The organism is Kitasatospora sp. GAS1066B, from assembly GCF_041262605.1.
Lineage (GTDB): Bacteria > Actinomycetota > Actinomycetes > Streptomycetales > Streptomycetaceae > Kitasatospora.
Genome location: NZ_JBGCCO010000041.1, coordinates 1 through 20,963, shown reverse-complemented (window position 1 = coordinate 20,963; position 20,963 = coordinate 1). Strand labels below are relative to the sequence as shown.

At 71.0% G+C, this 20,963-nt stretch carries 23 protein-coding genes; 11 read left to right on the top strand and 12 right to left on the bottom strand.

Translation table 11 applies throughout. The features are described from left to right. Positions 1-102: 102 nt before the first annotated feature. The 11 genes from ABH937_RS33150 to ABH937_RS33100 all read right to left on the bottom strand — a co-directional run bounded on the left by ABH937_RS33150 (position 103) and on the right by ABH937_RS33100 (position 10,063). A complete protein-coding gene (locus ABH937_RS33150; protein ID WP_370220362.1) occupies positions 103-849 on the bottom strand; it encodes a hypothetical protein in 747 nt (248 codons plus the stop codon). Further along, positions 846-1,343 carry a hypothetical protein gene (locus ABH937_RS33145; protein WP_370220361.1) on the bottom strand — a complete coding sequence of 166 codons (498 nt, stop codon included), beginning with the start codon at positions 1,341-1,343 and terminating at the stop codon, positions 846-848. The genes ABH937_RS33150 and ABH937_RS33145 overlap by 4 nt, the downstream gene beginning before the upstream one ends. Before the next feature lie 73 nt (positions 1,344-1,416). After that, positions 1,417-1,863 (bottom strand): hypothetical protein, encoded by a 447-nt coding sequence (locus tag ABH937_RS33140; protein WP_370220360.1) that lies wholly within the window; start codon positions 1,861-1,863, stop codon positions 1,417-1,419. A gap of 80 nt (positions 1,864-1,943) precedes the next feature. Next, complete coding sequence (locus ABH937_RS33135) at positions 1,944-2,621, bottom strand: hypothetical protein (RefSeq protein ID WP_370220359.1); 678 nt, start codon at positions 2,619-2,621, stop codon at positions 1,944-1,946. A gap of 110 nt (positions 2,622-2,731) precedes the next feature. Continuing rightward, complete coding sequence (locus tag ABH937_RS33130) at positions 2,732-4,219, bottom strand: ATP-binding protein (protein ID WP_370220358.1); 1,488 nt, start codon at positions 4,217-4,219, stop codon at positions 2,732-2,734. A gap of 39 nt (positions 4,220-4,258) precedes the next feature. Further along, entirely contained in the window at positions 4,259-4,702 is a 444-nt protein-coding gene (locus ABH937_RS33125; protein ID WP_370220357.1) for a DUF6238 family protein, read from the bottom strand. A gap of 15 nt (positions 4,703-4,717) precedes the next feature. Beyond that, positions 4,718-6,175 carry an SCO6880 family protein gene (locus ABH937_RS33120; RefSeq protein ID WP_370220407.1) on the bottom strand — a complete coding sequence of 486 codons (1,458 nt, stop codon included), beginning with the start codon at positions 6,173-6,175 and terminating at the stop codon, positions 4,718-4,720. A 150-nt stretch (positions 6,176-6,325) separates the two neighbouring features. Continuing rightward, the gene (locus ABH937_RS33115) at positions 6,326-7,711 is read right to left on the bottom strand and encodes a type IV secretion system protein (protein ID WP_370220356.1); all 1,386 of its coding nucleotides are present in this window, start codon (positions 7,709-7,711) and stop codon (positions 6,326-6,328) included. A gap of 80 nt (positions 7,712-7,791) precedes the next feature. Continuing rightward, positions 7,792-8,496, bottom strand: a complete 705-nt coding sequence (locus tag ABH937_RS33110; protein ID WP_370220355.1) for a hypothetical protein — start codon at positions 8,494-8,496, stop codon at positions 7,792-7,794. Further along, positions 8,496-8,804, bottom strand: a complete 309-nt coding sequence (locus tag ABH937_RS33105) for a DUF6112 family protein (protein ID WP_370220354.1) — start codon at positions 8,802-8,804, stop codon at positions 8,496-8,498. Before ABH937_RS33105 ends, ABH937_RS33110 begins: the two co-directional genes overlap by 1 nt. 89 nt (positions 8,805-8,893) lie before the next feature. Beyond that, positions 8,894-10,063 (bottom strand): C40 family peptidase, encoded by a 1,170-nt coding sequence (locus ABH937_RS33100; protein ID WP_370220353.1) that lies wholly within the window; start codon positions 10,061-10,063, stop codon positions 8,894-8,896. A 690-nt stretch (positions 10,064-10,753) separates the two neighbouring features. Between ABH937_RS33100 and ABH937_RS33095 the strand changes: the two genes are divergently transcribed. The 11 genes from ABH937_RS33095 (at position 10,754) to ABH937_RS33045 (ending at position 20,040) form a co-directional block, all read left to right on the top strand. Further along, positions 10,754-11,542: a site-specific DNA-methyltransferase gene (locus ABH937_RS33095; RefSeq protein WP_370220352.1), complete on the top strand. Its 789-nt coding sequence runs from the start codon at positions 10,754-10,756 to the stop codon at positions 11,540-11,542. Positions 11,543-11,704: 162 nt separating this feature from the next. After that, entirely contained in the window at positions 11,705-12,466 is a 762-nt protein-coding gene (locus ABH937_RS33090; RefSeq protein WP_370220351.1) for a hypothetical protein, read from the top strand. An 87-nt stretch (positions 12,467-12,553) separates the two neighbouring features. Continuing rightward, a complete protein-coding gene (locus ABH937_RS33085) occupies positions 12,554-13,414 on the top strand; it encodes a DUF317 domain-containing protein (protein WP_370220350.1) in 861 nt (286 codons plus the stop codon). 244 nt (positions 13,415-13,658) lie between these two features. Continuing rightward, positions 13,659-15,062 carry a DUF317 domain-containing protein gene (locus ABH937_RS33080; protein WP_370220349.1) on the top strand — a complete coding sequence of 468 codons (1,404 nt, stop codon included), beginning with the start codon at positions 13,659-13,661 and terminating at the stop codon, positions 15,060-15,062. Positions 15,063-15,305: 243 nt separating this feature from the next. Then, entirely contained in the window at positions 15,306-15,830 is a 525-nt protein-coding gene (locus ABH937_RS33075) for a hypothetical protein (RefSeq protein ID WP_280666984.1), read from the top strand. 262 nt (positions 15,831-16,092) lie between these two features. After that, positions 16,093-16,818, top strand: coding sequence for a DUF317 domain-containing protein (locus ABH937_RS33070; protein WP_370220348.1), 726 nt, complete (start codon positions 16,093-16,095; stop codon positions 16,816-16,818). Continuing rightward, positions 16,815-17,486 carry a hypothetical protein gene (locus ABH937_RS33065; protein WP_370220347.1) on the top strand — a complete coding sequence of 224 codons (672 nt, stop codon included), beginning with the start codon at positions 16,815-16,817 and terminating at the stop codon, positions 17,484-17,486. The genes ABH937_RS33070 and ABH937_RS33065 overlap by 4 nt, the downstream gene beginning before the upstream one ends. After that, positions 17,483-17,764 (top strand): hypothetical protein, encoded by a 282-nt coding sequence (locus ABH937_RS33060; RefSeq protein WP_370220346.1) that lies wholly within the window; start codon positions 17,483-17,485, stop codon positions 17,762-17,764. The genes ABH937_RS33065 and ABH937_RS33060 overlap by 4 nt, the downstream gene beginning before the upstream one ends. Before the next feature lie 53 nt (positions 17,765-17,817). Then, complete coding sequence (locus ABH937_RS33055; protein ID WP_370220345.1) at positions 17,818-18,273, top strand: hypothetical protein; 456 nt, start codon at positions 17,818-17,820, stop codon at positions 18,271-18,273. Beyond that, on the top strand, positions 18,270-18,968 hold the full coding sequence (locus ABH937_RS33050) for a hypothetical protein (protein WP_370220344.1): 699 nt from the start codon (positions 18,270-18,272) through the stop codon (positions 18,966-18,968). Before ABH937_RS33055 ends, ABH937_RS33050 begins: the two co-directional genes overlap by 4 nt. A gap of 196 nt (positions 18,969-19,164) precedes the next feature. Beyond that, positions 19,165-20,040: a hypothetical protein gene (locus ABH937_RS33045; protein ID WP_370220343.1), complete on the top strand. Its 876-nt coding sequence runs from the start codon at positions 19,165-19,167 to the stop codon at positions 20,038-20,040. A 140-nt stretch (positions 20,041-20,180) separates the two neighbouring features. On the opposite strand, the gene ABH937_RS33040 is transcribed toward ABH937_RS33045, so the two are convergent. After that, positions 20,181-20,726, bottom strand: a complete 546-nt coding sequence (locus tag ABH937_RS33040; protein WP_370220342.1) for a DUF5655 domain-containing protein — start codon at positions 20,724-20,726, stop codon at positions 20,181-20,183. Between the last annotated feature and the right edge of the window lie 237 nt (positions 20,727-20,963).

Below are 20,963 nucleotides of genomic sequence, written 5' to 3'. Positions count from 1 at the left end.
GCTGGTCCACGCAGGGGCACCGGGGTCCTGGCGGGCGCTGTCGGGGGACAGGTTGGTGGAATCGGAGGGGGAGGGCAGAGGAGGTCCTGTTCTGGTGGTGCGTCAGCGCCGGGCGGACGCAGGGATCGGAGTGGCGCGGCCGGGCGCGAAGGGCACCGTGGACGGTGCCGCGCTCATACGCGCGGCACGGCTGCCGCGCGCGGCCAGGGCCCGCGCGCTGAGCGGAGGCGGTGTGGTGGTGTCGCGCAAGAAGCTGACGCGGAAGTTGCGGCGGGCCGCTCCCGCGTACCAATCGGCGTACTCGTCGGTGATGTTGAGGCCGCCGGTGGTGGTGTCGTGCCGGAGCATCACGTAGACGCCGGTCTGGTCCGTGCGACGCGCCAGCCACCACTCGATGCCGTCGCCGAAGTCGTGCCGTGCCTCGACCGCGAGCAGCCCCTGGGCGACTTCCTCGGCGGTTGGCCGGTCCGGCTCTCTCAGCCGACGGGAAGCCAGTGCCCTAACTGCCAGCGAGTGGGCCGCCGCGGTGTGGGCGTCGGCATTGGGGAAGGGCCCGGTGTCCTGGAGCCAGGCGTAGTGGCGGACCAGGTCGGCTCCACCCTGCGAGGGCGTGTGCCAGTTGCGGACCTCGAAGCCGGCGCCCAGCAGCTGGTCGATCACTCGGGCGATGTTGCGGACCTGCTCCTCGTGCTCCAGCCGCAGGCTCTGGTGCCAGCCGCCGAACTCGGGGACCTGCCGCCAGAACCCGGCCTGGTAGAGGATCTCTCCGGCGCGCGGGCTCAGTCGCCCGGCAGGGACGGCGATCTCCCCGCGGTCGAAGAGGTAGCCGAAGGCGATGGCCCCGCTCACCGTCGCGTACCCGAGCTGGTGGCCGTCGGTGGCACGGGCAGCTGAGCGTGGGCCGGGGTGACCCGGGCCGAGTCCAGGCTGGTGCTGTCCTCGGGTGCCGGCGCGGCCGGGGAGGAGAGCGTCGCGGCGGCCTGCCGCGCGGTGATGGCGCTGGGTTTCGGCGGGTCGGCCTCCAGCGGCGCCAGGAGCTTGTCGAGGTCCCGCTCCAGCCGGTCGCGGTAGGCGACGTACTCCTCCAGCTTCGAGAGCGCCCCGTCGAGTTCGGCAAGCAGGGGATCGTCCACCCGCCGCCGGCCGTCGGTGATCCGGTGGAGCTGCCCCCGGTAGAACCCGCAGCCTTTCTCGATGGAGGCGAGCTCGCGGTGCGCCTCGATGAGGTTGCGGATGGCCGCGTCGGTGGCGGGGTCGTCCTCCCGTGCCCGGAAGGCGTCGACGCTGCCGAAGAGCCGCGTGAGGCGGTCGTCGAAGGGCGTCAGTTTGATGGCGGCGGCCACAGAACTCCCGGGGGATGGGTGTGAAGTCGGCCAGGGATGCCCGGACGCGGTGAAAGGGGAACTGCCGCCCGGCTCAGCGCCGACGGCCGGATACGGCAGGGACCTGGGCCGGAAGAGCACTGACCACCAGGCCCACCCGGTATCGGTCGGCGCTGGTGGCCAACTGGGCCGCTGCATTGCGGCGTCCGGCGCGATCGGCGTCGCGCTCGCGGGCCTCGATCAGCTCGGCGAGATCGGCCTCCAGCACATCGCGCTGCTCGGCCGCTTCCTCCAGCCGCTCCATCTGCGCGTCGGCCTCATCCAGCAGGGCGTCGTCGACGCGGCGCTTGCGGTCGAGGGCGTTGATCAGGCGGACCCGCTGGAACGCCGTTGTGGTCTCGGCGGCCACCAGGGAGCGGTGGGCCTGGAGCAGGCGGGCGGTGGCGGCGTCCGCGCGGGCCTCGGCGGCGTACAGGGCGGAGACGCTCTCGCCGAGCGCGGCCTCGAGGCGGGCGTCCAGGCGGGTGAGAGTGATGGGCAAGAAGTCCTCCGAGAAGGGCGGGAGTTGATGGGAAGCAGTGGTGCGGGCAGCGGATCCGGAAGCAGCTGAGCAGCGCAGCGTCAGAACGGAGCCCTCGAGTACGAGACCGGCCGGGCCGGCGCGGGCAGCGCGGAAGCAGGCTGCTCGGCCGCGAGGGCGACCTGGGTGCTGCGCGAGGAGACGGTGCGGGCAGCGGCGCGTCGCGGGCTGCCGGGGACGGGCGGCGTGCTCGCGTACCCGAAGGCGGCCCACTCGGCTCGGGCGCTGTCCAGATCGGGGTGCCGGCTGATCCCGTAGGCGCCGCCGCCCTCGGTGTAGAACGTGGCCGAATCGCCGCTGGCTGGGTAGCTGCCCAGCAGTTCGATCTCACCGAAGTGGCCCTGGTGGTGGGCGTGCAGGACCAGGTGCCCGTTGGCGACGTCCGCACTCACCAGGTGGACCCAGGCGGTCCGGCTCCAAATGGCCTGCGGCGGCCCGGCCTCCACCCACGGCGGCCGGCTCTCCACTCGCCGGCGCTGCTCGACAGTGCTGTAGACGCGGGTGAGGCCGTAGCCGGCAGCGGCCAGCAGCCTTCGCGCATCGTTGATCTGACGCTCGGCGGTCGAATCGTCCGTGTCGCGGCGGATCCGGTGCAGTTTGAGGCGGTCGTCGCGCACCAGACCGGCCTGCTCCAACCAGTAGGCGCTGCGCCGGTCGCCGGGCTCGGCAACGATAGTGCCGAGCTCGGGCAGGTGGGCGATGGTGACATCGAGGCTCATGAACCCTCCGATCTATGTCTGCCGTCTCGCGGGTTCGATCCGGGTGCGTTGGGAAACGGGCGAGGTGGGCAGCACGGCCCTTATGCCGCGCCGGCCGCCGATTCGCCTTTTCAGGCCATGCGGGCATCGGTGTCGTACAACTGCCGCTCGGCCGGGTGGAGGAGGTGCTGCACAACGAAGCCTCTACTGGCCACCTTCCACAGCCCGCGCCCCCTGTTCAGGTTGGCGATGGCCTGGGTCTCGACACCGGTCAGACCCAGAAGTCCTGCGGTGGAGGCGAGTTGGTCGGCTTCCTGCCGGTAGATGATGCGGGTGGAGCAGTCGGTGAGCAGGCCCTCCGCGATAGCCCGGCCGCGGGATCCGGCATCGCCTGCCGACAGCAGGTCCGAAAGGCGGTGGATCACCAGCATGTTGGCGATGCCAAGCCCTCTGGACAGCTTCCAGTTGGACTGCATGCGCTCCAGCAGCGGCAGGTGGCGCAGCACGCGCCACGCCTCGTCGTAAATCACCCACCGTCTTCCCGATCCGGGGTCGGCGAGTGCTGCCTCCATCCATGCGGATGCGCACGTCATGGCGAGGACCAGGCCGGTGTCGTCGCCGGAACTGCCAAGGCGGGACAGGTCGATGGTCATCATCGGAGCCCGCGCGTCGAACGTCACGGTGGACGGGGCGTCGAACATGCCGGCCAGGTCTCCGGCCACCATGCGGCGCAGTGCGTGGGCAAGGTCCTCGGCGGCGGCGCCTAGCCGCCGGGAGGGGTCGCCGTGCGCGTCGTCCAGGCGGTGCGGGCTGCCGAGCAGGGCGGCGACATCGCCCAGCAGCGGGACGCGGCCAGCGGATTCGGCCTCGGCGACGACGGTGTCGAGCCCGATGTCCAGTGCGGTGTGCTCCATGGGAGCCAGGTCCCGTCCCAGGACCGTGCGGGCGAGGGAGGCCAGCAGCAGGAGTCGGCGCTTGCGGACTTCGATGTCCCACGTCTGCTCGTCCGCCCCGGCGGGAGCGGGCGGCGCGTCCAGCGGGTTGAGCTTGCCCGGCATGCCGGGGCCGAGCGCGATCGTCCGGCCGCCCAACTCGGCCGCGACGGACGTCCACTCACCCTTCGGGTCGCACGGGACATACACGCGATATCCGAACGAAATCGACCGCAGGGCAAGGGACTTGGCGAGGGCGCTCTTGCCCATGCCGATCACGCCGGCCAGCAGCACATTCGGGTTCGTATAACCTTCAACTTTTCCGTAGAGTGCGAACGGGTCGAAGACGAACGACGCTTCCGCGTGTACGTCGCGGCCTATGTACATGCCGGTCGAGCCGAGTCCGCCCTCGGCCATGAAGGGGTAGGCAGCGCCCGCGACGGCGGTGGTCATCCGGTGCGCGGGAAGTTTGAGCTTGCCGCCGCGCAGGGAGGCGGGGCCGGGCCGGCCGGAGGCCGGGTAGATGGGGCGGACGTCGAGGTCGCTCTCGGCAACGGTGCGCTTGCGCACGGGCCGGCGGGCGTCGCGTGCCTGGTGGCGGGCGTCGGCGAGGGCGCTCTTGGCCTGGCGCCGGGCTGTGCGGTCAGCCTTGGCGGGGGTGAACAGCGCGCTGGCGCTAGCTCGCAACGGTGGTTCTCCTCAAGGTTGTTGGAGGGGTGGGGGCTTTCAGTGGCGGACGAGGCCGGTGAACCCTGAGCGCAGGTCGGCGGGGGTGGCGACGTGCCGCACGCGGGCGGAGGTGGCCATGTGGCGCTGGCAGATCGTCAGTCCAGGAGCGCCTTCGGGCAGGCGCAGGGCGCATGCTTCGCGGGTGGGCAGCCGGCCGTCCGCGCGCGCGGAGGCGTGGTAGGCGTCGTGGAGGTGCTCGGCGGTCTGCCACAGGCGGATCCGGGCGGCGTGCAGGTGGTCGCCTGCCCGCTCGGCAACGGGCCGGGTGGTGTCTGTGCGGGCGTCGAGCAGCGCGTACAGGGTGCTGACGTGGGCGTGGAGCGCATCGAGTTCGGCGCGGGAGGCGGGCTCGTCGTCCGGCACGCTGGTGTGGTGGTGGACCTCAATCGCCGAGGTGGCGAAGCGCATCAGGTCCGGTGCGGTGGGGAGCGGGTGCTGCACGGGGGTTGCCCTTCTTTAGAGTCGGGCCAGCGGCAGGGCGGCGACGGTCATGGCCTCGGCCTGCTGCAGCTCCAGCAGCCGCAGGTCCAGGCCGGCGTTGACGGCCGCGGTCTCGACGGAGGCGCTCGCGGCGCGCAGCTCCTCGGCGGTGTCGGCGGAGATGACGAGCAGTCCGGTGAAGTCGACGTCCGAGTGGCCGGCGATCAGCTGGCGCTCGCGGGTCTTGACGTCGGCGTACTCCATGCCGTCCGCCTCGCTTTCGACCTGGCCCTTGCGTACGCGCTCGGCCGCGTCGGCGACGATGGTGGCCTTCTGGCGCTGCACGTCGCGCAGCGCGGCCTCAAGGGCCTTGGGGTTGTAGCTGAGGGAGAGGCTGCGGCGCACGCCGGAGGCGAAGAGCACCTGGTGGAGGAAGCCCGCGCTGGTCTCGGTGCGGGGCCACTGCTCGACCCAGTACACGACGTGGTGGGCGGAGTCGGTACGGAGCTTGGTCTGCTCTTCGACGAGCACGACCGGGCCGGCGGCGGCCGGGTCGGCCTGGGCATGGCCGTTCTCGGACCAGCGGGTGAGGGCGGCCAGGGAGTGCGGGTCGTAGGCCGTGCGAATGGTCGCGGCGATCTCCTGAGCGGTGAGCCAGCCGCCGGGAACGAGGCCGGCGCCGCGCAGGGACTGGTCGAGACTGCCAGTGATCTGGGAGAGGACGGCGAACGCACCACTCAGGCCGCCGCCCGCCTGGCCGATCAGGCGACGGGCCGCCTTCAGGTCCAAGGCGATGGCGATGTAGCACTCATGAGGGGCCGCGGCAGGCCCTGCGGCGTCGAGCAGGTCCTGGTAGATGGGACCGGCGACGGGGATATCGGGGTGGCCGTGCTCGGCCCAGTAACGCTGCAGGGAGTCGCCGGAGTCGGGGACGGTCCGCTCGATGACCTGGATGGTGCGGATGTGTCCGGAGCGGGAGAGCGCGGCCAGCGTGCGGCCCCAGCCGGCCACGTTCGCGTTCTGGGTCGAGGTGTCGAGCAGGGCGAACGCCCGGGAACTGACACGGGTGACGGCGGTGAGGGTGCCGGCCTTCGGGTCGTGGACGGCGCCGATGGTCCCCGAGGGGTTGGTGACGGCGCGAAGCGAGGCGGCGGTGCCAGGCAGATGGAGCAGGCCCTCGCGACGGGGCCGCGTGGAGGGCCGGGCGAGCCAGACCAACTGGCCCTGGGTGCGGCGCAGCCAGTAGCGGATGGCGATCGGCGCCCAGTCGGCCACGGACCTGCCGTGGTAGCGGATCACGACGATGGCGGCGGCCACAGCCCACAGCGGGGTGAACTGGACGGCGCCCACGATGCCGCGGGTCATGAGGGTTGCGAGCAGGACGGTGCCGGTGAGGACGGTGACGATCAGCTGGGGGGCGGTGAGGCCGAGCAGCACGCCGCGGCGCGATCTGCTGGGGAACTTGACCGTGGTCGGGATCTCGTCAGGGGCGATGGAGGTCAGAGCGGCTCTCTCGTTGCACGTGAAGGGGCGGGGGCCGGCCGCCGCGGAGCTGGGCGGGCGCCGAGGCGGCCGGGCGTGGAACCGGGACGGGGAGGCCGCGGCAGCGCCCGGCGGTACGGACGGGACGCTGCCGATGGCAGGTCAGGAGGCGGGCGGGCCGGGGTAGGTGAAGCGTCCGGCTCCAGAGGCGGCGGGTGCCTTGACCGGCTCCGGCGGTGCGGCGATGACCGGGTCGAAGGCAGGGCCGGGCGAGGCGGAGCCGCCCGCCGGGGCACGGGAGGACGCTTCGGCGACCGGGGCGCCCGAACCTGCTGCCGCGGCGGCTGTCGCCGGGATCGCACCCGCGCGGGTTGCCGAGCCGCCGCCAGAGGCAGGGGCGGGGGCAGCCCCGGCGGTGGGAGTGCCGGGCCTGGTGATCAGGGGCTTGCCCTGGTCGCCGTCGGTGGGCGGCGCCGGAGGCCGGGTGATCAGCGGCAGACCACCGTCGCCGCCGCCGCTGCGGGTGGGGGCTCCGAACTTGAACGAGGTCTGCGTCGGACCGGACGAGGAGTTCGAGCCAGCGGCGTCCATGCCGGGGATGCGGTCCGGGCCCTGGGGGGATCCGATGGCGGCGGCCTTGCCCGCGCCGCCCGCGCCCATCGCCATGCTGCCGGCCTGTTTGGCCGCGCCTTGGGCGACCTGGAGCCCGGCCGACATGGAACGGTGCATGTCGTGCGCTTGCGAGTCACCGGCCCAGTGGATGAACTTGTAGATCGCGAACGGCGACAGGAGCACCAGGGCCATGACGACGATGCCGGCGATGACGTCCGAGAGCGCCTGGAGGCCGTCGGTGGACTTCGTTTCGCCGAGCGCCGAGATGCCGAGCAGGAGAATGATCGTCATCACGAGCTTGCTGAACACGAGGGTGGCGGTGGCCTCGATCCAGCGCTGGCGCCAGCTGCGGGTCGGCTCCCAGCCGCCGCCGGCTCCGGCCAGCGGAGCGAGCACGACCAAGGAGAGGATGGACACCTTGCGGAAGACCATCATTCCCCAGTAGAGGAAGCATCCCACCGCGCAGCCGAGCGCGACCACGGCGGGGATTCCCCAGCCGAGCGGGTTGGTCATGGCGATCTCGCTGACCTTGACGATGCGCCTGACCGCGTCGGATGTCGAGGAGTTGGCGATCTGGAACAGGCCCTTCGACAGGGCGTCGACCACGGTGATGGCGACGCCCGTGAAGGCGATGGCGGTGAAGGAGAAGATGACACCGCTCACCGTGCCCATCAGGGCCTGACTGAGGGCCTGTCCGTCGCGTTTCCAGGCCGCGCGCGCCAGTTGGAAGCAGAAGGTCATGATCAGCATGACCAGCGACATCGAGAGGACGACGGCGTAGTTGTCGCGGAACCATGAGGCGTTCAGGTCGATCGAGGTCGTGTTGTCGACGGCGCGCGAGGCCAGGTCGACGGCGGACTGCGCCAAGTCCCCGCAGGACTTCGCGATCCAGTTGCCGATCGAGGTGGTGATGGAGTCGCCGATGCCGCCGGACACGGCGTCGCAGATCAGGCCGGCACCGGGCAGGTCGCAGAACCCTATGGCGGATTCACCTCCTTATATATAGGGGACAGTTGTCAGAGGTAGACGGTGGGGGCGATGGCCGCGAGCGCGCAGTCCTGCGAGGGTCGGCACTGGACGGCCACGGTGATGGCGCGGTCCTCCGCGCCATTCCCGCCGCCGTTCCAGGTGATCGCCTGCGATCCGGTGACCGTGACCGCGTAGATGTACGCGGTCATCAGGGCGGACGGGTTCTGGGCGATGGCCGCCTGGAACGAGGCCGGCAGATGCGCCTCGGCAACGGTGCCGGTCGCGTACTGGCCGTTGTCGGCCATCCGGCTCCACAGCACCGGGTCGGGCACCTGCCCCTCGACGGACGCCGGGTCCGCGTACTTCGACTCCGGCGTCAGCCACAGCCGCAGGCCGTTGACCTGCTGGGCCTGGGTGAGGTGGCGGGTGTCGTAGGACCACAGCACGGTGGCGAACGCCTTGGCGAAATCGGTGGGCGACGTGGTGTGCGGGGGCCGCGGCACCGACGGGACGGCGGCGTCGGACGGTGCGCCGCTCGGCGCCGCTGAGGTGGACGGCGCCGCGGGGGAGGAGACGGCGGTGGGGCTGGAGGCGGGCGAGGCGGAAGCTGCGGGGTGGCCGGTGTGGCCGCCGCCCGCCAGCCGGGCGACGAGCCCGGCCAGCAGAGCGACGACCAGCAGCACACCCAGCCCGATCAGCATGCGACGGCGGACGATCGCACCATCGCCCTGCCCGAACTGGGAGTTGGGCATCAGTGGACCTGCGTTCCCATGGTGCTGAAGAACGCCACAATCCCGTTTGCCGCGCCGAGCAGCAGGGCGCAGCCGGCGGCCGTCATGGCGCCCTGCTTGCCCTTGGCCTCGGCTCCGTGGCTACCGCTGTGGTGGCCCCAGGCCCACACGAGGCCGGACACGCACATGGCACCGACCACCGCGATCACTGCGAACAGGTTGATGGAGTTGACGACGGTCTTGAGCACGCTGAGGCCCGGCAGGCCGCCCTCGGCGGGAGCGATGCCCGGGTCATAGGCGAGCTGGCGCACCGCGTCGGCGAGAATCATGGACAAAAAGGGCACTCCTGGGGGTAAGAGGGCGCGGCAGGGCGCGAGTTGGCGCGAGCCGGTGAAGGTGAAGAGGGGAGTGGGAGAGGTCAGCCGACGATGCGGCGGGCGGCAACGAGCCCGGGCGACCATTCGGTGAGCGGGGCGATCCGCACCACGTCGGTGGTGTGCGGGGCATGCACCACCAGGCCGGAGCCGATGTACATACCCACATGCTCGGGCCCGCGGGGGCCCGGTTCGAGGAACAGCAGGTCCCCTGGTCGCAGTTGGTCGGCACTGACCGCACTGCCCTCGGTGACCTGGTCGTACGTTTGGCGGCCGATCGTCACGCCGGCCGCCTTGTACGCCTGCTGCGTCAAGCTCGAGCAGTCACAGCGGCCCATCGGATCGGGGCCGTGCGCGGCGGTGCAGCTGCCGCCCCACTGGTAGGCGGTGCCGAGCTGGCCGAGGGCGAAGCGGATCGCGTTCTGCACGGCCGGTGGCGCGTCGGTGGGAATCGTGTAGCCGGCCGGCAGTAGGCCGGGTGGGATGGATCCCCACTTCGTCGAGCCGTCCGGCGCAGGACAGTTGCCCGCCGAGGACGGGACGGCGGGCGCGCTCGGCACGCTGCTCGCGCCCGCGGACGGGGAGGGCGATGGACTGGAAGGGGCGGCGGTCGGGCCGATCGCCTTCACGAGGGCCTGCTGCAACGCGCTCGCCAAGCTCTCCCACTTCGCGTACGCGTCCGGAAAGCCGGAGTGCTGCACCGCCTGGGCGGCCTGGGTCAACGGAAGGTCTTGCCAGCCCGAGACCTTGAGCAGCGCCTGATAGAACGCCGTTGCGGCGTAGTCCGGTTGGCTGATCTGCGCGGGAGTTCCCCAGCCCTGTGAGGGCCGCTGCTGGAATAGGCCGATCGAATCCCGGTCTCCGCCCGGCAGGTTCTGCAGCCCGGACTCCTGCAGCGCGGTCGCCAACGCGATGACCTGCCCGCGAGCGGGCACCTGCAACTTGATGCCGGTCTGCACGATGACCTGCGCGAAGGGGATCTGCACGGACGGCAGGTCGAGGCCCTGGATGGCGGTGGACCCGGGCGACTGCCCGGCGAGGATCGCCTTCACCGCGGCGTCGACCGCGGTGCTGTCCACAGGAGAAGTCACACCTGTGGACGACGAGCACGCGGCGGCGGCGTTCCCGGCCACCATCAGCACCACCGGCAGGCCGAGCGCGACGGGGCCGAGCGCGACGACCCCGACCACGGCCGCGACCGTCTTGCCGCTCATCGGTTCCCCGCCAGGACACCCCCCAGAGGATGCGGAGATATATCCGGCGGGCGGGCGACGGACAGGCCGGTAACCGGCGGCTGGACGATAGAAATAGCGATCTCCGATCGTTCGGTTCGAGGGTTTCTGGCATGCCGGGAAGGGCCCCGTCAAATGACATCGGGGCCTCTTTGCTGGAATGCGGAAAGGAAACCTTGGGTGCGGGACGGGAGCCCGCTTGGCACGGCAAGGTCGAGATCGGCGGAAAAGCTGGTCAGTGCGAAACGGGCATGGGAGTCCCCTGATGGGAGTGGGTGGATCCGGCATACCGGCTGGTCGATGACGTTAGATCCGGGGCCGGCCGTTTTCCAAAAAACCGGCCCTGCCCGTCTCGCAGGGGTCACTTCCTGGCGGTGTTCGACGACGGTAGGGCTCCCTGCGGCCGTTTTCCAAAAAATCCGGCCGGGTCGGACTTCCGTCTCGTCGTCGACAGGGCAAGACGCTACGCAGCAGGGCGGCCGTTTTCCAAAAAATCCGCAGCAACCGGTGCGTGCCGTCCATTTTTTGGAAAACGGCCGGTGCTGCCCTTAGCGTCCCTTTCCGCAGCTGCCGCATCCCGGGATCCCGCCTGGTGGATGGCCGCTGCGCGATGCCCGTCGAGACCACGACCGACGCGGCCGGACCCGCCCCCTACCGGAGGACCTCTCCCTCTTGACCTCTTACACCCTCTATCAGGGCGACGCCCTGACCCGCCTTGCCGCACTCGACTCCGCGAGCGTGGACACCGTCATCACCGACCCGCCCTACAACTCGGGCGGTACGACCGCCAAGGAGCGCACTACCCGCTCGGCTCGCGAGAAGTACACCACCGCGGGATCCCAGCACGACCTCGCCGACTTCCCCGGCGAGAACAAGGACCAAAGGTCGTACGGTTTTTGGGTGACGCAGCTGATGACGGAGGCGTACCGCGTCGCCAAGCCCGGCGGCATGGCCCTGCTGTTCACGGATTGGCGCCAGTTCCCGATCACGAGCGATGCGCTGCAGGCTGGCGGCTGGATCTGGCGCGGCGCGATCAGCTGGCACAAGCCCCAGGCCCGGCCGCAGAAGGGCAGGTTCACCCAGAACTGTGAGTACATTCTGTGGGGCAGCAAGGGTGCGATCGACGGCTCGCGCAACCCCGTGTACCTGCCGGGCCTGCTCTCCGCCAGCCAGCCGTCAGGGTCGAAGCGGCAGCACATCACGCAGAAGCCGGTCGAGGTGATGCGTGAGCTGGTCAAGATCTGCCCGCCGGGCGGCACCATCCTGGACTTCTGCGCGGGCTCGGGCTCCACGGGTGTGGCGGCGCTCCTGGAGAACCGTTCCTTCGTCGGGATCGAAATGACCCCTCACTATGCGGCGGTCGCCGAGCAGCGGCTGCGCGAGGCCCAACTCGCCGCGCAGCAGATCGCCGACGGCACCGCCGACCCGGCCGCCGAGGACGAACGGCCGGACGCCTCCTGAATCCGCCCCCGCGCCGGGCCGCCCGCCACGGGTGGCCCGGCCCACCCCGGACTCACCGGCACGGACCCTCACAACAGCCCACCGAACGGCCTCCACCTCCACCCCGGACGCCGGCACCTCGACCCGGAGACCCTGCTGTACTACGCCCCGTTCACCGACATCGTGTCCGACCTGGACCTCGACGAACTGGACCCCGCCGACGAGCACACCTCCCGCGTCATCTCGCGGCTGGCCGACTGGGAGGACCCCTGCATCGCGCTGGCCAGCTACGACCAGCCTCGCCCCCAGCAGCCGGGCAGGTCAGACCACTTCTACCTCGCCCACGACGAACAGATGGCGGTGCAGGGCAAGCCGTTCTTCCTCGGCGTCCACCTGGAGTGCGACGTGAACGCGCGGCTGGTGCGCGCCGCCGTGCGCGAGGAAGCGATGCCGGTCCTTGCCGAGGCGTGGCTCATCGCACGTGGCGCCGACCCCGACCGGCTGCGAGAGCGCATTCGGGGCAGCGAGTTTGGTGCCGCCGACGCCGAAACCGAGGCGGCGGAAGACTTGCTGCGGCACTCCGGCACGCGCTTCGACGTCCACGACTCGGCGTCATCAGCCGACGCGTCGTACGTGACCTGGGTGATCGCCACCGACAGCGAGGCCCCCGACCCCGCCCGGCCCGTGGCCGTCTTCGTCGGGCGCAGGCAGGCCGACAACGAGACGTACACCCTCCGGTTCGGGCACTTCGACAACATCGAGGACGCCTACACCTGGACCCGCGACCCCAACGCCCCACTGCCGAAGCCCGGCCGCCGCGGCGAAGCCCGCGCCGACGCCGCCCGCCTCGACCGCCGGCCGAGCGCTCCTCGTGGGCCCGCCGGTCTCGGTGACCAGCCCGCGTACCCGCCTGCCGCCGGGCCGCACCGACCACGCGAGCGCTGACCAGGCGGCCGGCGGCAGCCGCTCCCTGCAGCTAGACACCTTCGCGAAAGGCCGCCCCTGACCCCGCGCATCTTCACCGACGACATCGTGCACACCCAGGACTGGTACGACGCGGACCACATGGTCCACGTCACCCCGCGCCACCTGGCCGGTGCCGAGCACGGCATCGACACCGTCCTGCAAGCGATCCCGAAGGCGTACGGCTGGTACACCCACAGCAGCGAGGACCGCGACTTCACCGCCTTCGCCTCGCCGTGCGAGCGGATCCGGCTGGGCTTCCGCAACGAGTACGACGACCCCTGGCAGCTCGTCGCCCGCAGCGACGCCTACTCCGGGGGCCTGGCCGACTGGCAGATCGCCTTCGGCTGGCAGACCCCGCCGGAGCTGGTCGCCGCAGCTCTCGACGAGGTCGCCGCAGCCCTGGCCGAGGACGACGAGCGCGCGTTTACCTGCGGCGGCTCGGGGTTGCGGGTCCTGTTCCCCTTCGCCCAGCAGGACTGGACGGAGACCGTCACCGCCAGCACGTGCACCTTCACCTCGCCCGACGGCCTCGCCACTGCACGCCTACGCCTCACCGACCCCCCGCTGCACCAGGACGGCCCGTGGCATAGCCCTTACCTCCTCGTCAGCTGCACGACGGGCGAATCCCTGACGAGCTGGGAGGCCCGGTTCACCGCCAACACCCCGCTGCGGATCCTGACTGCCTTCACCGCCGCTGCCGCCAGCCCCGAACCGTTGCTGCGCAACAGCACCTACCTCGGACAGGAGATGACGGCCCGGCTGACCGTGACCCCGCTCGCCCCGGCCCCCGTCCGGCGCGCAGCTGCGGCAGCCGGGGCGAGCCCGGCCCTGGCAGCAGCGGGCCCTGCGGCGAAAGTCATCGTCAGCGGCCCCCCGCTGAGCACTGTCCCCTCCGCCGATTCCCACGCCATCTTCCACCGCCGTTGAGGAGGACCGTGCCGACGTACAACTCCGCCGACCTGCCGCCGCCGAGGACCCGCCCGTGATCTTCGTTCCACGACCTCCAACGGAGCGGAGAACTCGAGCCCGCGGCGCCCGATTCACAGCCTGACCGGACCGCGCCGGGCCAGCAACGGCCGACACCCCGGAACCCACCGCCGCGACCAGGCGCCGCACCCGCCCGCCAACCTTCGTACCCGCAACCCACAACGGAGAGACCATCCCAACCGCAGTGCCGTACACCGACGATGACCTTCGCGCAGCGGCAGCCGAGCACTGCGCGGCTGCTCTGGAGCACGTTGACCTGCCCGAGCATGTCGTCGAACATCTCGAAGACCAGGTCATCCCCAGCTCGAAGGGGTACAACCCCCGGACCTGGGGTTCCCTGCCCGAAGCACAGCGAGACCTCGCCTACGAGCTGGCCACCGACCTGGTCCTGGACGCCGCCTGGCGCGCCGAACAACTCGTCGGGCACATACCGGCCCCCGACGCGCCGCGCGTCGCCAGCCCCACCACGACGCCCGTCCTGACGCCACTGGCCGAACTGCCCTTCACCAGCGACGACATCCTCACCGCGGCCGTCCGCGTGGCTGCCAAGCAGATCGCGTGGGCCAGCGACGACGCCTCCGACATCTGGGCCACCATGGACGGCCAGTTCATCCAGAGCACCCTCGGCAACCCGGTCACCGCCCGCAAGTGGAGCACCCTGCCGCAGGATCAGCGGGAGCCAGTCGAGGTCCGCGTCTACGAGCTGCTCTACGAAGCCCGCGACCTCGTCGGCACCCTGTTCGCCCCGGAGCCGCGACCCGCCCCCATCGCGAACGTCGCGCCGCCGTTCCTCGCCGGTCCCGGCCACAATCCGATGCTGCCCGGCCAGCCGCTGCAGCTCGCCGCCTGGATCCGAGCCGAACGAGAGGGCGCTACCCGCTACACCAGCCCGTGCGGACGCGTGCGCGCCGAAGCCCGAACGACCGACACCAGCACTGGCACTGATACGACCTGGACAACCAGCTGCCACGCCCTGCTCACCGGCAGGGAAATCTGGCACGCCCAGTTCGACCCCCAGACCCCGCCGGAGATCGTCGCCGCTCTCCACACCGCCATCGCCACCCAGTTGGCGACTGCCCCGCGAGCGCTGTTCGACCCGTCCACACCTCCGGACGCCGGCCTGGCGCCGCTACGCACGGCCGGATGGTTCGCCGAAACCGTCCCGGGTTACATCGCCTGGACCGAACCGAGCGCCGAGATCGCAACGATCGGCCGGTGCACCGACCCGGGCAGCCTCGCCGCCGGAAAGAGTGACGACTGGGTCCTCAGCGGTGGAGTCCTCGGTCCTGGCCCCAAGGAAGGCTGGTACGCCCAGCTCTCCGCCCGCATACCCGCCGAATTGCTTGCCGCAGTCACCGGAGCGGTAGCCGACCGCACCCCTGTGGAACGGCTCGGCCGGGACCTCACCGACGAGCACCTCATCTATCTCGACGTCCAGCCACTGAACACGGTCGGCAAGACGCAGGCTCTGGCGCCCACCCGCGCTGGCGCCGCCGCCCTGCGCACGGCAGTCACGCAGCCCTCTGCGGCGCAGCCGCTCCACCACGCCGACAGCGGGCCGCCGGAACCAGCCAGACGTGGTCGCTGACCGCAGCCCAGGCGGCTGACGACCACACACGCGACTCGGCACCGAGCCGCAGACCGCGATCACCACCGCGCCCGACGACGCGAGGAGACCTCCCTGCCGGACTTCGAGTTCCACTGCTGGACGCTGACCGGTCCGCGGCAGCCTGCGCCCGCAGCACCCTAGCCGCCCCGGTCAAGGAGCCCGCAGTCCAACCGAGCCTGCCCCGGCAGCCGCTAACCGCCTCTCCCTTCCCGCAGGAGCACCATGGCCACCGACCAGACGACGGTCCTCGGCATCCTCGCGCCGCTCGCCGATGGGACCACCGCCGGCCACCAGCAGGTCGCGCGCCGCGACGACCTGCTCATCACCGCACAGCTGGCCAACGGCAGGCACGCGGAGACCTACCGCGGCGTCCACGTGCGGGTCGTGCTGCGACCCAGCGGCGTGGAACTGGGCGCCAACACCTTCGACTTCGACTCCTACCGCACCATCCCGCAGCGATCCCCGGGACAGATGCACAGCGACCTGGACCGTCTGGCCGAGTTGAACAGGAGTGGGCGCCTGCAACCCGGGCCGATCCGGGAGGCCATCGGCGAGTACCTCGCGCTCTTCGCGGACACAACGCCGCAGCCGGCCGCCGCCCGCTCGCGCGTGCGGATCAACTCGCGGGCCCAGTCCGCCCGGACCTCCTCGGCCACCACGTCCACGACCGCGCAGACAGCCCCGATCACACCCGCAGTCACAGCCGCCTCGCTCCCGCCGGCCGCCCGGCGCGGCAGCAGGACCTGACCGTTCAAAGCGGCTCACGTCAGGCCCCGCCTCCAGCGAAGCCAGCCCAGCAGCACCAACCGTAAGGAACGGACCTCTGCCCAGCCCGCCCATCCAGCAGCAGCTCGGGGAAGAGGCCGAGGGCCTCGTCCGGATCGCGCCGGCCTACCTCGCCGGCCCCGCCGAGGACTACCTCAGCCCCCTGCACCCCCTCCTGGAGGTCGGCGCCGTCCTGACCAACGACGGCGCCGGAAACTCCTACCTCGCCACCCCCGACCACCGAGTGCGCCTGGCCAGCGTCGCCGAGGGCGGCCTGCGGCGCTGGAAGGTCGCGGTGGCCCAGGACCCGTTCGCCGGCCACGTGACGTGGTCGGGCCACTTCACCGCGCTGACGCCTAGCGAGTTCATGACCTCGCTGGCGACAACACTCGCTCAGTTGTGGACCGCCGACGCCCTGAAGTACGACTACGACCACGACATGGACGACGTGTACGAGCCCCTGACCACCGCCGGGTGGCGGCGGACCTCCGAACGGTTCGCCGATCTGGCCGTGATGAGTTCGCCCGTAGGCGACGCCAGGATCAACTGGAAGCACTCCCTCACCCTCGGCCAAGGAACCTACCTCGGCAACGACGAGACGTGGACCTTCGCGGCCGGGGTACCGGGCGGTGACCGCTGGTACGGGCACCTGTCGCGGGTCACACCGGTGCCGATCCTTGCCGCCCTCACCACGGCCATGGCCACCTCGGAGCCGGTCGAGCGACGCTCCTCCTCACTCACCCACGCCGCCCGCCAAGCGGCCAGGATCACCGTCATCCCCGCCCCCGGCCATCACCTGACAGCCGGTTCCGACCCGGACCGCCCCGCCGGGGCCCGCACGGAACGCGCTGATGCCGCGCGCGGCCGAAGCACCAGCCTCCCCGTTTCGGCCGGCACCCCGTCACAGTGCCGCCTAGAGAGGACGATGCCATCCCCGCATTCACCTTCACAGCCCTGCCCAGCGCCGTGACCCTGGTCGTGGATGCCCCCAGTTTCGATGAGGCCCTCGCCCGTGCCCAGGATCTCGATTCCTGTTCCTACGACCTGTCGTCGCTGGGCCGCCTGGGCATCCGCATCGACGAGCTGGGGTTCGGCGACCCGGAGATCGAGCCGACTGAGCCGCACGAGCCCGACGAGGTGGCCTTGGCCGAACAGACCCGCTCTGCCGCCGAGGACGACCTGATGGAGTACGGCCTCGCGTCCGTCCTCGCCCGCCACGGCAAGCAGGCGCCCCCATCCTCCGGTGAGAGCATCAACAACTGGGCCACCTTGGTGTCTTGGACTGACGGGCCGGTGGAGTTCGCTGGCGTCGTCTCGCAGGTCGTCGACCACGACGACGGTGCGCTCGCCCAGCTGCACCGGTTCCTGGAGTACGCCGAGAACCGGCTGTGGGAGCGCCACGACAACGACCGGGCCACGAAGTTCGCGGAGGCCAGGAAGCTGCTGGAGGAGATCGGCGACGACCTGGCGCGCACGGCCACCGAGATGCTCACGCCACCCTCCCGACCGCGCCAAGCAGCAGTTGTCCGCTCCAACCGCCTGCCCGCCCTCACCCGCAACGCGCCGAACACACCACTGGCCGCACAGCAGACCACGCTCGTGCCCCCGGCTGCAGCCAGTAACCAGCACACCCGATGACGCCGCAGCCCCAGGCCGCCAGCGACAACCCGGCCACAGCCGAAGGAGAGAACATCACCACACCCCCACTCGCCGGTGTCCAGGCAGCACCCCGTCGGCTGGCGGGCCCCGGTCGGCTGGCGGGCCCCGGTCGGTCGACCGCCGACGCCGATTCAGCCGTGCGCCCCCGGCTCCTGTCCGCGGCCTCGTCGCTGATGGTGCAGGTCCTGCGCGCCGAGTCCCCGCCGGTGCCCGCGCCGATCGTGCCCCCGTGCACTGCCGAGACCAGCCGCACCTGACGCACCTGACGCACGTCAGGTCGGCTCCCGCCCCGCCAAGACCAGGAGCTCCCTTGCCCACCCCCACTGTCCCTACCACGCCCACCAGTCCGCACGAGCTGCGCGACGGCATCATCGCCGCCGCCGCTGTGCATCGGATCGGCTATTCCCTCCACTGCAGCAGGTCGGCCGCATCCACCTCGGCGGCGCTCGACGCGCTCCTTCCCATGCTCAACGAACTTGAGGAGCAGCTCGACTTCGCCAACCAGGCCGTCGGAGAGGACGTTGGTCTGAGTCTCGACGACATCGCCAAGGGCTTCGGCGCCGCCACGGCGACAACGGCCCAGCTACGCGACGACGTCGAGCGACTCTCCCGACAGCTCGCCCGCCCCGAGCCCGCCGCCGTAGGCCGCGCGCCCCGTGTCGAGGCGGCACACCGACGGACCGCCGAATGGCCGACGTTCCCGACGCGCCCCCCAGAAGCCGAGGCTGCCATCGCCCAGGCCCGCATTACCGGGCTGTCGCGGTGACCCCGGCACAGGACCAGATCAGCATCCATCCGGGCCTGCACGGCGTTGTCCAGGTTACCGGTGCCGGACCGGCGGCCCTCGAGGTGATCGCCCCGCTCGGCTTCCGAGCCCCGCTCAAAGGACCAGGCCCGGTACGCCTGAACTCGCTGGATGGGCCGGCGCAGCAGAAGGCCGTCGCGGGCCAGGCCGCCCGCCGCCTGCGCGAGGCCGGCCACCATGTCGACCTCCACCCGGCGCTTCACACCTCAGAGCGCGGTGAACGCGCCATGGAGATGCTGGCCGGCATCAGCGCCAGACTCGCCGAACTGCAGGCACTGGCCGAAGAGACAGAGCATCCGGGTGAGCTGGCCGACCTCCTAGGCCAGCTCACCACGGGGCGGGGAAACGCGATGGACGCACTGGAGCAGATGCTGCGCGCCTGCGCACAGGCTGTCCGTACGACCACCGACCCCGGGCAGCACGACCTGATCGGCCGGATCACTGCCGATGCGGGCCGCATCGGGGAGAGCAGCGCCGGTCTCGCCCGGTGGTCCTCCGCCCTGCGCACCATCGACATCCACGCCGGTAACCGCCGGCGCGCCGCAACGGCCTCATCGCCCTGGGCTGATGCGTCACTCGGGCGGCCCAGCACCCACTCCTACCCCGGCCCGACTCCCACGAACGCAGTTGCTGCTCCCACCCGCCGCCCGGTGTGAATGCCTGCCAGGAGACGTCCTACGTGCCAGCTCGCACCATCACGATCCGCCGCTCTCCCGACGCCGGCGTCACGACAGGCGGCGGCGGCTCCCCCCGCCAGGCGGCCATCGCCGCCAGTTCAACGGCACCAACCAGCACACCGCCCGCCGCCACCGCTCGACGGACCGACGACTGCAACCCGACCCCAAGGACCCTGTGACCGCACCGGCTGGCAACACGCTGGAGCTGGGCCTCGCCCAGCTCGCCCGCATCAGCCAACATCCCAGCGCCACCGCACGGCTGATCATCCGAGGACTGCTCGACGCCCCAGGAACCGAGAACGCGCTCGCGCCCGCACTCACCAGGTCTGATCTACGCCCCGCAGCACTGGAGGTCGCCCGCGCCCTGGTCGAGCGCCGCATCGACGCCGGTGAACCGTGGACCCACGCCGCTGCCGACTGGCTCAGCAAGGCCGACTCCGACTGGCGCACATCGGCCCGATTCTGCAACGACCTCGCCTGGTACGCCCGTCGGCGCGGCAATAGCGCCAGCATCTACCTCACCAGCGCAGACCACCTGACGAGGCCGGGAACGGACCATGTCCACGCACAGGCCCTCGTCCACCTGCAACTGGCGGCCCTGCGCTACGACTTCCGCTGCCGGAGCATCCAGCAGCTCCTCGACCAGGTTCCTGAATCACGCCGCGCTCACTGGGATCCGTACACCCGAGCCCTGCGAGCCTTCGCCCTCCTCGGCCAGTCCAACCCGGATGGGCTGAACGTGATGCAGCACAGCCTCGACGAGGCCGGCGACAACCCGCAGGTCTGCCACGCGCTCCTGCATGGTCTGTGGCTCGGCGACGCCCTGCCCGGCCAAGCCGAGCAGATCCTGCGGCTGGCCGCTCGATCCATCTTCGCCGACGACGACCCGGTGATGCTCTTCCGCGCCGCCAGTGCGCTTCGCATGCTCGGGCGCCGCCACGAGGCACTGGCCACGGTCGAGAACGCGATGGAGGCGCTCGCGCCGAACGCGCCGGAGTTCCACGCAGACCTCGTGCGCGAGCGGACCCTGATCACGTCTCTTCCCCGATAGCACTGCGGCTGGTGCCGACCTCGGAAGTCCGCCGGTCGGTGCCCAGCACTCGGCGTGGGCACCACTCGGCCCTCGGCGGTGGCAACACGAAGGCCGGCGGTGGACGCTTCTGAGTCCGCCGCCGGCCTTCGCAATTCGCGCTACGCGGCGTAACTGGCCTCGAACAGCTCGCCCGCGCGAGCGAGATCCTCCACCGACTTGATCCGCACCTCCAGGTCGCCCGTGCCGTGGTGCCCGATCTCGCGTACGTCGCGGGTCCAGCCGTCGACCAGCTTCACCGTGGACGGGTCAACCTTGAGGAAGACCAGCAGCGTGTGCTCGCGCGGGAGCACCTTCACACAGGCGATGTTGCCCGAGCGCCGGTAGGCGAAGTACAGCTGCAAGGGAACGCTGTGGACATCGCCCAGCGCGAGTAGCCGAGCGTCCAGGTCGGCATACAGGTCCTGGAGCGACTGTGGGGCCTGTGCGAGGACCTCCGTCACGGTCTTCGTCTTGCCGGCCGAAGGCGAGCTGTCGGCCGAACCGGGCACGCTGGACGACGCATCGGTCGTCCCGGCGACCGAGACCAACGTCTCGAGTGCGAGGATCCCGTCGTTGAAGCTCGTGTACCGGACCAGGTCCACTCGCCGGCCGATCTCCTGAACAGCGTGCGCGTCGTAGCGCGTGAAGTCGCCCGCGATGCACACGACCCGAGGGCTACTCCAATCAACGCGGGCAGAGACATCGGCACCGAGCCTCTTCGCCACGAGCGCCTCGAACTCCGACTTATGGTCCCTCAACCAGGCCAAATAATAGAGCCCTTGAGTAACGATGCTCTCACCACGGGCACGCTTGTACTCGACTTTACCGACCGCAGGAGCTCGGATACCAGCTCTGAACTGCGACGATTCATAGACTACATGTCCGTGACGGTCTGTCATCAC

Excerpts from the sequence above, each read along its gene's own strand:
- ABH937_RS33110 (WP_370220355.1), bottom strand. The coding sequence starts at position 8,496 with ATGCCCAACTCCCAGTTCGGGCAGGGCGATGGTGCGATCGTCCGCCGT.
- ABH937_RS33135 (WP_370220359.1), bottom strand. The coding sequence starts at position 2,621 with ATGAGCCTCGATGTCACCATCGCCCACCTGCCCGAGCTCGGCACTATC.
- ABH937_RS33060 (WP_370220346.1), top strand. The coding sequence starts at position 17,483 with ATGACGCCGCAGCCCCAGGCCGCCAGCGACAACCCGGCCACAGCCGAA.
- ABH937_RS33100 (WP_370220353.1), bottom strand. The coding sequence starts at position 10,063 with ATGAGCGGCAAGACGGTCGCGGCCGTGGTCGGGGTCGTCGCGCTCGGC.
- ABH937_RS33075 (WP_280666984.1), top strand. The coding sequence starts at position 15,306 with ATGGCCACCGACCAGACGACGGTCCTCGGCATCCTCGCGCCGCTCGCC.
- ABH937_RS33105 (WP_370220354.1), bottom strand. The coding sequence starts at position 8,804 with ATGATTCTCGCCGACGCGGTGCGCCAGCTCGCCTATGACCCGGGCATC.